The organism is Pseudomonas typographi, assembly GCF_014694385.1.
GTDB classification, from domain to species: domain Bacteria; phylum Pseudomonadota; class Gammaproteobacteria; order Pseudomonadales; family Pseudomonadaceae; genus Aquipseudomonas; species Aquipseudomonas typographi.
Genome location: NZ_JAAOCA010000019.1, coordinates 107,625 through 120,237, shown reverse-complemented (window position 1 = coordinate 120,237; position 12,613 = coordinate 107,625). Strand labels below are relative to the sequence as shown.

Below are 12,613 nucleotides of genomic sequence, written 5' to 3'. Positions count from 1 at the left end.
ATCGGCTGCAGCGATTCGAGGTTGCCCGCGTAGGTGAGCTTGTCGAGGTTGAGTACTTCATGTTCGGTATTGGCGATCAAATGCCGTATCAGTGCCGAACCGATGAAACCAGCGCCGCCAGTGACGATTATTTTCAAATGCCGCCTGCTCTTCAATGCGCCAAATTTAAAAAGTTGAATCCTCTTACAAAAGAAGGCTGTATCCCTCTACGATGCGCTTTCGAGCCCATGCGAGAGCTCGCTCCCTATCCTCTATGGCTTTTTGACATGCTTAGAGACGGAACAGCCCAGCGGATAAATCCTATCATACCCATAACTCGTCTTGTCGACCCTGGCTCATCGAATCCGTTACTCAATCGGAGTTTTGCGCTCCATATCCCTGTCAGCGGGCTTAGTCTGATGATTTGGCATTTATTAGGACGTATTACAGTCAACAGCGCATCTTTCCAGCCAGGCGCTACTCTTAAGGTATCAACACCTCGCTGCCAAGGGCATCACCCAACCTCTCCGCCAACGCAGCCTTAGCCGCCCCATCCCCATGCACCAACAGCACCTGCCGCGGCGCTACACCCATACCGGTAGCAAACGCCACCAGCCCTCGCTGGTCCGCATGCGCCGAATACCCCGCCACCGAATGCACCCGCGCATTCACATCATACCGCTCGCCATCCAGCTCCACCGCCACGAAGCCCTCGGCCCCTTCGGCGGCTTTGAGCACTGCGCCTGGCGTGCCCTTGGCCTGGTAGCCGGTGAATAGCAGGTTATGCCGCGGCTGGCGCAGCATCTTTTTGAGGTAGTTGACGATGCGGCCGCTGGAGCACATGCCGTTGCCGGCGATCACGATCGCTGGCCGAAGGGTGCTGGCGAGGTAGTTGACCACTGTTTGATGCTGCTCGTGGCTGTTCACGGTGATCAATTGCGGAAACTGAAGCTGGTTGCCCTTTTGTGCCGCTTCGTTCCAGTAGTGGCTGAGTTCTTGGTAGGCCTGGGTAATGCGGCTAGCCAGCGGGGAGTCGAGTATTACCGGCAACTGCGGCCAGGCCACGGGCGAGTCGGCGTCACCGCCCTGCCCTGCCAGCGCCTTGCGTTCGAGGATGTGCCCGAGGTCGTGCAGCAGGTCTTGGGTACGGCCCAGGGTAAAGGCAGGAATCAGCAGCGTGCCGTGGTCTTGGAGGGCCAGGTCGATGACGGCTTCGAGGCGCTGCTGGCGGTGTTCGCGGCCCCCGTGGTTGCGGTCGCCGTAGGTGCTTTCCAGTACCAACACATCGGCCCGTTCCGGGGGGTGTGGGCCGAGCAACAGTGGCGAGTCGCCCGGCCCTAAATCACCCGAAAACACCACCCGATGGGGATCACCACCCGCCGCGGGCACATCGCACTCCACGTAGGCGGACCCCAGCACGTGGCCGGCCCGTTGCAAACGCAGCCGTACGCCATCGCTGCCCGGTAGGCTGTGCCAGTGGCCGTAGGGCACCGCCACGATCTGTGCTGCTAAACGTCGTAGATACCGTGCCACAGGGTGCGTTTCACGGCTAATGGCTAGGCGAAAGGCGTCTTCGAGGATAAGCGGCAGTAATTTTGCTGATGGCTCACTGCAGAGGATCGGCCCTCGGAACCCTGCAGCCAGCAATGCTGGGATGCGGCCTACATGGTCGATGTGCACATGGGTGACCACCAAGGCCGCCACACGGTCCACGCCCACCTGCAACCCCCCGTCCGCTTCGGCATCCTGACCTTGGAACGAGCCACAATCGATGAGCAGGCTTTGCCCGTTGGGCAGGTGCAGTTCATGGCAGGAATCCGTAACACCGGCAACGGCTCCGTGGTGGGTAATGCGTGGGAGGGGCATGGCGGGCTCCTGGAAAAAAGAGAGCACGCATTAGCGCATCAGCCCGTTGCCGCCACTAGCGGCAACAATCTTAATTCGGTTGCAATCAGTGTCATCGTTTTGTTGTCATAAACACATATTTTTGTGCCAGCAGGCCAGTGAAGGCTGCGGTGTTGTGTGTTTGCCGTTACAGAAGGTTCATGATGAAGCCACTGCTTGTCGTACTCTCCCTACTCAGCCTGGCCGGTTGCGCAGCCACTTCTGAAACCGAGGTGCATCGCGGCCATAAGGGCGTGCACATCAGTTGCTCGGGCTTCACCTCGTCATGGGGCCGCTGCTACGCCAGCGCTGCCGTCGCCTGCGGTGGTGATGGCTACCACGTGCTGGCGAAGTCCAGCCAGCACGGTGAAGACGAAGACACAGGTTTTTTTGGCTTCAACCCGGCAGGGCTGACCACACGAAAACTGCTGGTGATGTGTAACTAAGACGCCTGTGGCGGAACCTGCGCCGCCCGCTGCTGCGCCAACGCTGCCCGGCGCACCCGGCGGCGCCCGCGCATGGCAATGAACCAGCCGATAAGCGGGCCAATGGCCAAGCCAAGCAAAAATGCCAACAGTACCAGCACGGCGACAGGCCATTCAGGCCCGGACCAGCCGAGAAATGACAAGGCTACCGCCTGTTGGTTTTCCAACACGAACAACAGGCACGCCGCCGCTACGATCAGCCCAATCGCGGCTTGCAGCAGCCGCTTGAAATTACGCACGCTCCACCTCCAATAACCGATATTAGCGTTAGGCGTGGTCGATGTCGTCTTCGTTCACCCGGTCACGCAATTCTTTACCCGGCTTGAAATGCGGCACGAACTTGCCATCGAGGGTTACCGCCTGCCCGGTTTTCGGGTTACGGCCAACACGAGGGGCACGATAGTGCAGGGAGAAGCTGCCAAAGCCGCGAATCTCGATGCGATCTCCCGTAGCCAGCGATTGCGACATTTGTTCAAGCATGGTCTTGATAGCCAGTTCTACGTCCTTGGAGGACAGTAGCCCCTGGTGGGTGACAATACGTTCGATCAGTTCCGATTTCGTCATATTTTTCCCTTCTTTATCAAGAAGCTAGGCGCTGCCAGAAAGGTTGTAGCATGGCCACGCGATTTTGAACAGCGCAACGCTTGACTTTTATTAAAAAATTCAGGGCGTTGGCCGTAAGCCGACAACAGCGGGGTACCGTTGGTCGGCGCGCATCAGGCAGGGCATTTGCCGAAGGTTCGGCCAGCAGTTAACCGTTCAGGGAGGCCAACGGCCTGCCCAGCGGAGGAAAAAAACGACGCGGGTTTGCGACCGGTGGGCCGGCCGGCGGCCTAGACAAAAAGGCGCCCGGCCGCCTTGCGACAGCGTACCGGCGCCCCGATGTTTTTGTTCATATAGCGCTTACGGCGTTTGGTTATTCCACCACCCCGCAGGCAAACCGTGCCCCGCCACCGCCCAGCGGCTGGGGGTGGTCGGCGTGGTTGTCGCCGCCTGTGTGCACCATCACCGCGTGGCCTTTCAGGGCGGCGAGCTGTTTGATTTTAGGTGCCAATACCGGTTGTTCGGCCTTGCCATCGGCGGTGAAGGTCAGCGCCGGCAGGTCGCCCAGGTGGCCGCCATCGTCCCAGGGGTAGCTATGCTTGCCGGTGTTCTTTGGGTCCCAGTGGCCGCCTGCGCCGCCGGCCGGCACCGGTTTGCCATCGGCCACGGTGGGTGCGCAACTGGGGTTGGTGTGCACGTGGAAGCCGTGCACACCCGGGGCTACGCCGCTCAGTTGCGGAGTGAACACCACGCCATAGGGGCTTTCGGTGAGGGTCACGGTGCCGATGCTTTTACCTTCGCCTTGGGCAGTGGCTTCTTTGAGTTCGACCGTGAGCGAATCGGCGGCGTGCACAGCAGCGCTGGCGCCAAGTGCGACGGTGAGGGCAATCCATTTTTTCATCGTAGTGGCCTGGGCAGTGATAAAGCTTGGAAGCTTAGCCCATGGCCCCTTCGCACTTGAACCAAACCTTTTGCAGCACATTACGTGCTGGCGCGGGCCACGATGCTATAGCCGGTAAGGTGGCCGCTGGGCTTGTACGGCCCGCCGTTGCGCTGCGCCAGCACAGCCTGCAGCAGCAGCTCGCCCGCCTTGAAGCCAATAGCGTAAGGGTCGACCGCCACCGTGGTGATGGCCGGCTCACAGTAGCGCGACACCTCGAAATCGCCGAAGCCGGCCACCGCCAATTGTTGCGGTACCCTCACCCCCAGCCGCTGGCATTCCATGATCGCCCCGAACGCCGAGAGGTCGCTTACGCACAGCAGCGCGTCGCAGTCAGGGTAGCGCTGCAGCAACAGCCGCACGGCTTCGCCGCCATGGCTCATGGTGATGGGCGAGGCGCCGTGCTCGACCAGCCGGGGCGCCAGGCCCAACGCCGTGAGCGCCACCTGGTAACCACTCTGGCGCTGGCGGCCGCGGTGGTCCAGCGGGGAAGCACCGCCGATGAAGCCGATGCGCCGATAACCCTGGCCATGCAGGTGGCGTACCATGGCCGCGGCGGCTTCGGCGTTGGAGAAGCCCACCCACTGGTCGATCGGCTCGCTGGGTACGTCCCAGGTTTCGACCACCGGCACTGCGGCCTGGCGCAGCAGGCGGCGAGTGGTGTCCAGGTGCGCGGTGCCGGTCAGCATCATGCCCACCGGGCGGTGGCGCAGCAGGGTGCGCACCAGGCGGGCTTCTTCGTCGAGGTGGTAATGGGTGTCGCCCAACAGCAGGCATAGCCCGTGGGGGGTTACCGCATCGCCCAGGCCGCGCACCGTGTCGGCGAAGTTAGAACTCATGATCGACGGCACCAACGCCACCACGAACTCCGAGCGTCCGCTAGACAACGCGCCGGCGCCGGCATCAGGCAGGTAGCCCAGTTCATCGATGGCCGCCTGCACGCGCTGGCGGGTGGCCACAGCCACATCGCGCCCGGCCAGCACACGCGACACGGTCATCTTCGAGACCCCGGCCAACCGTGCTACGTCGGCCATACGCGGTGGCCCGGCGGGGCGTGGGGGGCGTTCGGAGGTCATGGCAAGCGGGCAACTCCAGGCGGTATGGCCGGCAGTATACGCCAGCCGCACCTGTGGAGTTTTCTTACAACATCTGCGGAAAGCGCCGCTATCGCTCACCCAGCAGGCCCGTGGAACATGGCGCTTTACGAGGAAATACACCCATGAAAAAAGTCCTGACCCTACTCGGAGCCCTTGCCATGGTTTTCACCACCTCTGCCAGCACAGCCGCCCCCATCAGCCTCGAAGTGGTGGTGGGCAAGCCGATTTGGCGGCAAGACCTTCACTATGAGGTGATGTACGATCAAAAACCCTTCCGCCCCGCCACGCTGTATTACTACGACAATGGCCTGTACAAGATCGTCTCGCCGGGCGAAGACCATTACGGCGTGTATGTGATCGAGGGGCAGTTCACCGACCCGGTCTACCACGTAAGCTACATCTCGTTGCCGTCGGCCGACTGGGGTGGTAAAACCGCGCTGCATGCCCTTACCTTTCGTTTGCAGGGCGGTAAAGGCACCTTTGAACAGCGTGCCGTTACCGACACCGGAGAGCACGTCAGCGGCCAACACGGCAGTGTTAGCCAACAACCCCATGGCATTGCGGACCCGGCCCAAATCCGCTGGGAGTGACGAGGCGGGTGAACGGTGCCGGCAGGCCACGGTCCCCTACCTAGTGTGGTGTTTCAGAAGTTGGCTGCACCATTTTGACGGTGCCTTTTGCTGCCGGCCTGCATTGCCCCTCCTCGCCATAGCCTTGCTATGACGCACCACGGCGCCTTGCCCGACCTCAACATTCACGCGTCAATTCTGGTGTGAACTTCTGAAACACCACACTGGACACTCAACGGAGGCAGTACCATGAATATTGCACTGATCGGCCTGGGCAACATGGGCCTGGGCATCGGCCACAACCTGCTGGGCGCAGGCTTTACACTGACCGTGTTCAACCGCACCCAAGGCAAGGCGCAGCCATTGCTCGATAAAGGCGCACGCTGGGCCGCCAGCCCACGTGAGGCCGCGGCGGGCGCGCAGTTGGTGCTGACCATGGTCGCGGACGACAACGCCTTGCTGGCGGTATGCGAAGGTGCCGATGGCCTGCTCGAAGGGTTTGAGCAAGGCGCCATCCATGCGTCGATGAGCACGGTCAGCAACGCCCTGGTCGAGCGCCTGGCGCCCCTGCACCAACAACACGGCGCAGTACTACTGGGCACACCGGTGTTCGGCCGCCCGGATGCCGCTGCCGCGGGTAAGCTGTTCATCGTCGCTGCCGGCCCGGCCGGTGCCCTCGAGCGCGCGCGCCCGGCGCTTGAAGCGGTAAGCCAAAAGCTCTTCGTCGTGGGCGAGCAGCCGCAGCAGGCGGCGCTGGTCAAGCTGATCGGCAACTTTTTGCTCACCTGTGTGATCGAGGGGCTGGGGGAAGCCACCGCCCTGGCCGCCAAGGGCGGCATCGAACCGAAGGCGTTGCTGGAGGTGCTGACCGGCTCGATCTTCAACGCCCCGGTGTACCACACCTACGGCAAGTTGATCGTGGAGCAGCAGTTCGAGCCGGCCGGCTTCACCGTGCCCCTGGCAGCCAAAGACAACCGCCTGGTGCTGCAGGCCGCCGAAGCGCTGCACGTGCCGCTGCCTTTCGCCAGCATCGTACGCGACCGGTTTATCCGGGCGCAGGCACAGGGCAAGGGCGAGCAGGACTTGTCGTCGATCTCGGCGCTGGCGCGGGAGGATGCCGGGGTAAAACGGTAAAAAAGCGGCAAGCTTCAAGCAAAGGCGGGCGCGAGGTGCCTCAACGTGCTGCTTGGGGCCTCGCACTTAGGCGGGGGGTAAGCTTGAAGCCAACGAGTACCCCCCTTAAACTGCCCGCTTTCCCACCACCGCCGTACCCACCGTGTCCGATTCCGACCGTATTTTTTCCCAGCCACTCGCCCAGGTGCCCGACTTCGTATTCAACGAAGACGTGGTGCGGGTGTTCCCCGACATGATCAAACGCTCGGTGCCCGGTTACCCGGCCATTGTCGAGAACCTGGGGGTATTGGCGGCGCAGTTCGCCCAGCCCGATACCGTGCTGTACGACCTCGGTGCCTCGTTGGGGGCGGTGACGCAAGCGTTGCGCCGGCATGTAACCGCGCCGGGGTGCCAGGTGGTGGCGGTAGACAACGCCCAAGCCATGGCCAGCCGCTGCCGTGAATACCTCAAAGCGCAGGATTCCATGTGCCAGGAACTGTTGCCCGTGCAGGTGCTGGAAGCAGATATCCTCGAACTTGCGCTGCAACCGGCATCGGTAGTGGCGCTGAATTTCACCCTTCAGTTCATTGCACCGCCATTGCGCCAGGGCTTGCTCGAACGTATCCGCCAGGCCTTGGTGCCGGGTGGCGCCTTGCTATTGTCGGAAAAGCTGCGTTTCACCGACCCGGCTGACCAGGCATTGCTCACCGACTTGCACTTGGCGTTCAAGCGAGCCAACGGCTACAGCGAACTGGAAATTGCCCAGAAGCGCAGCGCCATCGAAAACGTGATGAAGCCCGACAGCTTCGAAGAACATCGCGCGCGTTTGCTCGCCGCCGGCTTCAGCCGGGTGGTGCCGTGGTTCCAGTGCATCAATTTCGCCTCTTTTATCGCCCTGCCATGATCGACCTTGCCCCCCTCGTTCACCGGCTCGCCGGCTCGCCCCTGCACAGCTGGGCCCAGGACCTGCAGGCAGACCTCGATACGCGCATGGAAAAAGGCCATGGGGACCTGATGCGCTGGCGACAGGCGCTCAAGGCATTGCCGGAGCTCACCGCCAGCGTGGTCGACCTGCACAACGGCGTAACCCTGGCCGGCGATTGCGACGCCAGCAGCCGCCAACGCCTGCGCGAGGCACTGATGGGCCTCGCACCCTGGCGCAAGGGGCCGTTCGAGGTATTCGGCGTGGATGTCGACACCGAATGGCGTTCGGATTTCAAATGGGCACGGGTAGCGCCGCACCTGGACTTAGCCGGCAAGCGGGTGTTGGATGTAGGCTGCGGTAACGGCTATTACCAATGGCGCATGCTCGGCGCCGGGGCCGAATCGGTGATCGGTATCGACCCGAATTGGCTGTTTTTTTGCCAATTCCAGGCGCTGGCCCACTACCTGCCACAGCTGCCGGCCTGGCACCTGCCGCTGGCGCTGGAAGACTTACCGCCGAACCTGCAAGGGTTCGACACGGTGTTCTCCATGGGGGTGCTGTACCATCGCCGTTCGCCCATCGACCACCTTTATGCGCTGAAGGATTGCTTGGTCAATGGTGGCCAACTGGTACTGGAAACCCTGGTGGTCCATGGCGATGCGCAGGCGGTGTTGGTGCCTGATGACCGCTACGCGCAAATGCGCAACGTGTGGTTCTTACCCTCGGTGGCGGCCCTTGAACTGTGGCTGCGCCGGGCCGGTTTCAACGAGGTGGCCTGCGTGGACGTAAGCCTGACCACCACCGCCGAGCAGCGCAGCACCGAATGGATGCGCTACCAGTCCCTGGAGCATTTTCTCGACCCCGACGACCACAGCAAAACCGTGGAGGGCCTGCCAGCGCCGATGCGTGCGGTGATAACCGCGCGCAAATAACGGCCAACCTGCCGCCAGCCCGCAGCAGGCGGGCATACTCCGGCGAAGGAAAATGCCCATTCACAGTGTCTGGTAAAAAAAACGTACCACGCCGCGCGCGCATCAGGTGAAATACGCTTTTGCCGCACCGCAGGAGAGCGCCATGAAAGTCGCCAGCTTCGATGTCGATGCACAAAAAGGCTTCACGCCCCTGTGCCCCGAGCAACTGCCGGTGCCGGGGGGCGATTTGATTGCGGCAGACCTCAACTTCCTCGCCAGCCGCGCTGCGCTGCGCCTAGGCAGCAAAGATGCGCATTCGCCCCACGCCAGTTGGGTAGTAGCCCAGGCGGCAGACATGCTGAAGCCGCTGCCCCTGGCCAACGCCGATGTCACCTGGGTAAGCCACTGCGTGCCGGGTACCCCAGGCTTCGAATTGCTCGACGGGCTGCCCGCGCCACTGGAGTACGACTTTTTCGTGTGGAAAGGCATCGAACCCGACCTGCACCCCTATGGCGCCTGTTACCACGACCTGGCCGAACGCCGCAGCACCGGTGCCATCGAGTTTTTGCGCGCCCAGGGGGTGGGCACGGTGTTGGTCGGCGGCCTGGCCTTGGACTACTGCGTGCGCACCACCGCGCTGCAGTTGCGCCGCGCCGGTTTCGAGGTGGGCGTGTACCTGCCTGCCTGCCGGGCCATCGCCGAGCACACCGCCGAGCAGGCGTACCAAACCCTGCGGGGCGCGGGCATCGCGCTATACGCCAACGCCGCGGAACTGGACGCCGCCCTCGGCCACCAGGAGCCATACCATGGCTGAAAGCGTATTTGCCGAGCGAATCATACAGGGCATGCTCGACACCGACTTCTACAAACTCACCATGATGCAAGCGGTGCTGCACAACTACCCTGACGCCGAGGTGGAGTGGGAATTACGCTGCGACGAAGACCTGACCCCCTATTTGGCCGAAATCCGCTACCAAATCGAACGCCTGGCTGAGATCAGCGCAACCCCGGACCAATTGGGGTGGCTTGAGAAAATCCCCTTCATCACGCCAGACTTCACCCGCTTTTTAAGCCTGTTCCGCTTCAACCTGCGCTATGTGCACACCGGCATCGAGGCCGGGCAACTGTACATTCGCCTGCGCGGGCCCTGGCTGCACGTGACCCTCTATGAAGTGCCGCTGCTGGCGATCATCAGCGAAGTGCGCAACCGCTACCGCCACCCGGCGGTGGTGATCGAGCAGGTGCGCGAGCGGCTTTACCTAAAGCTCGACGCCCTGCGCGCCGAGGCCAGCGCCAGCGAATTGGCCGGCCTGCAGTTGGCCGACGTCGGTAGCCGCCGGCGGTTTTCGTACCGGGTACAAGAAGAAGTGGCCAACGTGCTCAAGCATGATTTTCCCGGGCGGCTGGTGGGCACCAGCAACGTGCACTTGGCCCGCGAACTGGGCCTCAAGCCCATCGGCACCATGGCCCACGAATGGCTGATGGCCCACCAGCAACTGGGCCCGCGGTTAGTCGACAGCCAAAGCGCCGCGCTGGATCGCTGGGTGCGGGAGTACCGCGGCTTACCCGGTATCGCGCTCACCGACTGCATCACCCTGGCGGCGTTCCTGCGGGACTTCGACCTGTACTTCGGCAAACTTTTCGACGGCCTGCGCCACGCCTCCGGTGACCCGCTGGTATGGGCGCACAAGGTTATCGCCCATTATACGGCGCTGGGCATCGACCCTATGACCAAAACCCTGGTCTTCTCCGACGGCCTCGACCTGCATAAGGCCCTGGCCCTCTACCGAGCGCTCAAGGGGCAGATCAATGTAAGCTTTGCTATCGGCACCCATCTGAGCTGCGATATACCCGGTGTCACACCGCTGAATATCGTGATCAAAATGGCGGCCTGTAACGGCCAGCCGGTGGCGAGAGTTTCCGATTCGCCCGGCAAAACCCAGTGCCGTGACGAAAATTTCGTCGCGTACCTTAAACACGTTTTCCGCGTCTGATTCACATCGATTGGAGATCGACCGACATGAGCAACCGCCAAGCTGAGATCGCCGCCGCGCTGGATGTTACCCCGCCCTTCAAGGACGATGCCGCCGTGGCCAAAGAGGTAGAGCGGCGCAAGGCCTTTATCAAGCACACCTTGCGCAGCGCGGGCCTGAAGGTGCTGGTACTGGGCATCAGCGGCGGCGTGGACTCCTCCACCGCCGGGCGCCTGGCGCAATTGAGCGTGGAAGAACTGCGCGCCGAAACGGGCGACGGTGCCTATCGGTTCGTGGCCGTACGCTTGCCCCATGGCGAGCAGCATGACGAAGCCGACGCCGCAGCAGCCATGCGCTTCGTAGCGGCCGACGAAGAAGCCACGGTGAACATCGCCGGCGCCGTGAAGGGCCTGGCCGGTACCGTAAGCCACCTGGCGGGGCTCAGCGAGGCGCGCCGCGATTTCGTGACCGGCAACATCAAGGCACGCATTCGCATGGTGGCCCAATACACCATCGCCAACGCCTACGACGGCCTGGTGATTGGCACCGACCACGCCGCCGAAGCCGTAATGGGCTTCTTTACCAAGTTCGGCGATGGCGCTTGCGACCTGGCGCCGTTGAGTGGCTTGGTCAAAGGCCAGGTGCGCGAAGTGGCGCGTTTTCTCGGTGCACCAGAAACACTGGTGATGAAGGTCCCGACCGCCGACTTGGAAGAACTCAACCCTGGCAAGCCGGATGAACATGCGCATGGCGTCACCTACGCGCAGATCGACGCCTTCCTGCACGGTGAAAAAGTGCCCGCCGAGGCCTACGACATCATCGTGAAAACCTATGATAAAACCCACCACAAACGCGCCCTGCCGTTCGTGCCGTAAGGGCGGGTTCACGGGCCGCCCGCTAGCGCCCTATGGCGACGGGTTGGCCGGGGTGTCCTGCATTTGGTCTTGGACCACCTGTTCGTCTACCCGTGGGTCGAGTGCAGCGGCCAGCGGCGAGGCGGTCATGTTGTCTGGCATCGGGATGTGATGCAGCGGTGCATCTTGCACCTGATGCCGGTTGGTCACCGCACCAGGCCGCACGCGTAGCACCACCAGCAGGCCGCAGGCACTGAAGAAGGCATAGAGCATCTGGTGCCCGAACTGTTTCATCAGCACGCCGGCCAGTAACGGCCCGATACTGGCGCCCACACCGTAGGTGACCAGCAGCATCGCCGTGAGCGAAACCCGCCGTTCGGTTTCGACGTGGTCGTTGGAGAACGCCACCGCCAGTGGGTACAAGCTAAACTGCAGCAGCGACACGCAAAAGCCCATGCCGAACAGCAACTCCAGCGGCAACACCGGAAACACTGCCAGCGGTATCGCCATCAGGCACAGCGCCGCCGCGATGCAGCGGATCAACAGGGCGCGGTCGTAGCGGTCGGAGAGCCAGCCCAATGGCCACTGCACCACCAACCCTGCAAACACGCAGCAGCCCATGAACAAGCCAACCGCCTCGGTGGACAACCCCTGGCCCGTGGCGTAAAGCGGCGCCAGGCCGTAGAACGAGCCAATCACCAGGCCGGCGCCCAACACGGTGCTCAATGATTGCGGTACACGCTTAAGGAAGAACAACGGCTCCATCGGCACCGGGCGCAGCGGCGCCGGGTGGATACGCCGGGTCAGCGCCACCGGCACCAGGCACAGGGCGAAGCACAGCGCCACGATCATCAGCAGGTCTGGGCCCAACTGCGGGTGGGCGACCAGCAGCAACTGCCCCACCACCAGGCCCAGGTAGGAGGCCACCATGTAGCCACTGAACACCACCCCCCGCTGGCGCGCTTCGGCTTGTTCGTTGAGCCAGCTTTCGATCACCATGTATTGGCACATCATGCCGATGCCGACCACTAACCGCAGCACCAGCCAAACCGACAACAGCCCGACCACGCCATGGCCCAATACCGCGGCCGTGACGATACCGGCACACGCGGTATAGGCACGGATGTGCCCTACGCGGGCGATCAACCGGTGGCCCAGCTTACCGCCCAGCACCAGCCCGAAATAGTAAGCCGCGGTGAGCCCGCCGACCCACAGGCCATCGACATGCTCGGCCGCCAAACGCAAGCTTAAGTAGGTGGTGAGCAGCCCAGAGCCAATCAACATCAACAACGCAGCGAAATACAACGCACTGAAATTTTTCCAGACCTGACGCATCGGAC

The 12,613-nt window shown here is 62.6% G+C and carries 15 protein-coding genes; 8 read left to right on the top strand and 7 right to left on the bottom strand.

The window, feature by feature from the left end:
* Together HAQ05_RS16085 and HAQ05_RS16080 are read right to left on the bottom strand one after the other, a co-directional pair.
* The coding region (locus HAQ05_RS16085) for an NAD-dependent epimerase/dehydratase family protein (protein WP_190422360.1) at nt 1-137 on the bottom strand (137 nt) is incomplete at its 3' end.
* A 325-nt stretch (nt 138-462) separates the two neighbouring features.
* Nucleotides 463-1,845 (bottom strand): MBL fold metallo-hydrolase RNA specificity domain-containing protein, encoded by a 1,383-nt coding sequence (locus HAQ05_RS16080; protein WP_190422358.1) that lies wholly within the window; start codon nt 1,843-1,845, stop codon nt 463-465.
* 182 nt (nt 1,846-2,027) lie between these two features.
* Here HAQ05_RS16080 and HAQ05_RS16075 point away from each other — a divergent pair, with 182 nt between their 5' ends.
* The gene (locus HAQ05_RS16075; protein WP_190422356.1) at nt 2,028-2,309 is read left to right on the top strand and encodes a hypothetical protein; all 282 of its coding nucleotides are present in this window, start codon (nt 2,028-2,030) and stop codon (nt 2,307-2,309) included.
* Here HAQ05_RS16075 and HAQ05_RS16070 read toward each other — a convergent pair.
* The 4 genes from HAQ05_RS16070 to HAQ05_RS16055 form a co-directional block, all read right to left on the bottom strand.
* The gene (locus HAQ05_RS16070) at nt 2,306-2,587 is read right to left on the bottom strand and encodes a lipopolysaccharide assembly protein LapA domain-containing protein (protein WP_190422354.1); all 282 of its coding nucleotides are present in this window, start codon (nt 2,585-2,587) and stop codon (nt 2,306-2,308) included. The two genes, HAQ05_RS16075 and HAQ05_RS16070, sit on opposite strands and share 4 nt — an antisense overlap.
* Nucleotides 2,588-2,615: 28 nt before the next feature.
* Nucleotides 2,616-2,912 (bottom strand): integration host factor subunit beta, encoded by a 297-nt coding sequence (gene ihfB, locus HAQ05_RS16065; RefSeq protein ID WP_190422352.1) that lies wholly within the window; start codon nt 2,910-2,912, stop codon nt 2,616-2,618.
* A gap of 352 nt (nt 2,913-3,264) precedes the next feature.
* Nucleotides 3,265-3,792 carry a superoxide dismutase family protein gene (gene sodC / locus HAQ05_RS16060; protein ID WP_190422351.1) on the bottom strand — a complete coding sequence of 176 codons (528 nt, stop codon included), beginning with the start codon at nt 3,790-3,792 and terminating at the stop codon, nt 3,265-3,267.
* Nucleotides 3,793-3,872: 80 nt separating this feature from the next.
* On the bottom strand, nt 3,873-4,907 hold the full coding sequence (locus HAQ05_RS16055; protein ID WP_202988088.1) for a LacI family DNA-binding transcriptional regulator: 1,035 nt from the start codon (nt 4,905-4,907) through the stop codon (nt 3,873-3,875).
* Nucleotides 4,908-5,050: 143 nt separating this feature from the next.
* Between HAQ05_RS16055 and HAQ05_RS16050 the strand changes: the two genes are divergently transcribed.
* The 7 genes from HAQ05_RS16050 to nadE all read left to right on the top strand — a co-directional run bounded on the left by HAQ05_RS16050 (nt 5,051) and on the right by nadE (nt 11,294).
* Entirely contained in the window at nt 5,051-5,518 is a 468-nt protein-coding gene (locus HAQ05_RS16050; protein ID WP_190422350.1) for a hypothetical protein, read from the top strand.
* 228 nt (nt 5,519-5,746) lie between these two features.
* Nucleotides 5,747-6,631, top strand: a complete 885-nt coding sequence (locus HAQ05_RS16045) for an NAD(P)-dependent oxidoreductase (RefSeq protein ID WP_190422349.1) — start codon at nt 5,747-5,749, stop codon at nt 6,629-6,631.
* Nucleotides 6,632-6,773: 142 nt separating this feature from the next.
* On the top strand, nt 6,774-7,514 hold the full coding sequence (cmoA, locus tag HAQ05_RS16040; protein WP_190422348.1) for a carboxy-S-adenosyl-L-methionine synthase CmoA: 741 nt from the start codon (nt 6,774-6,776) through the stop codon (nt 7,512-7,514).
* Nucleotides 7,511-8,467, top strand: a complete 957-nt coding sequence (gene cmoB, locus HAQ05_RS16035) for a tRNA 5-methoxyuridine(34)/uridine 5-oxyacetic acid(34) synthase CmoB (protein ID WP_190422347.1) — start codon at nt 7,511-7,513, stop codon at nt 8,465-8,467. The genes cmoA and cmoB overlap by 4 nt, the downstream gene beginning before the upstream one ends.
* A 142-nt stretch (nt 8,468-8,609) precedes the next feature.
* A complete protein-coding gene (locus HAQ05_RS16030; protein WP_190422346.1) occupies nt 8,610-9,260 on the top strand; it encodes a nicotinamidase in 651 nt (216 codons plus the stop codon).
* Nucleotides 9,253-10,440: a nicotinate phosphoribosyltransferase gene (pncB, locus tag HAQ05_RS16025; RefSeq protein WP_190422345.1), complete on the top strand. Its 1,188-nt coding sequence runs from the start codon at nt 9,253-9,255 to the stop codon at nt 10,438-10,440. Before HAQ05_RS16030 ends, pncB begins: the two co-directional genes overlap by 8 nt.
* A gap of 26 nt (nt 10,441-10,466) precedes the next feature.
* Nucleotides 10,467-11,294 (top strand): ammonia-dependent NAD(+) synthetase, encoded by an 828-nt coding sequence (nadE, locus tag HAQ05_RS16020; RefSeq protein ID WP_190422344.1) that lies wholly within the window; start codon nt 10,467-10,469, stop codon nt 11,292-11,294.
* 30 nt (nt 11,295-11,324) lie between these two features.
* Here nadE and HAQ05_RS16015 read toward each other — a convergent pair whose 3' ends face one another.
* Nucleotides 11,325-12,608: an MFS transporter gene (locus HAQ05_RS16015; protein WP_190422342.1), complete on the bottom strand. Its 1,284-nt coding sequence runs from the start codon at nt 12,606-12,608 to the stop codon at nt 11,325-11,327.
* Between the last annotated feature and the right edge of the window lie 5 nt (nt 12,609-12,613).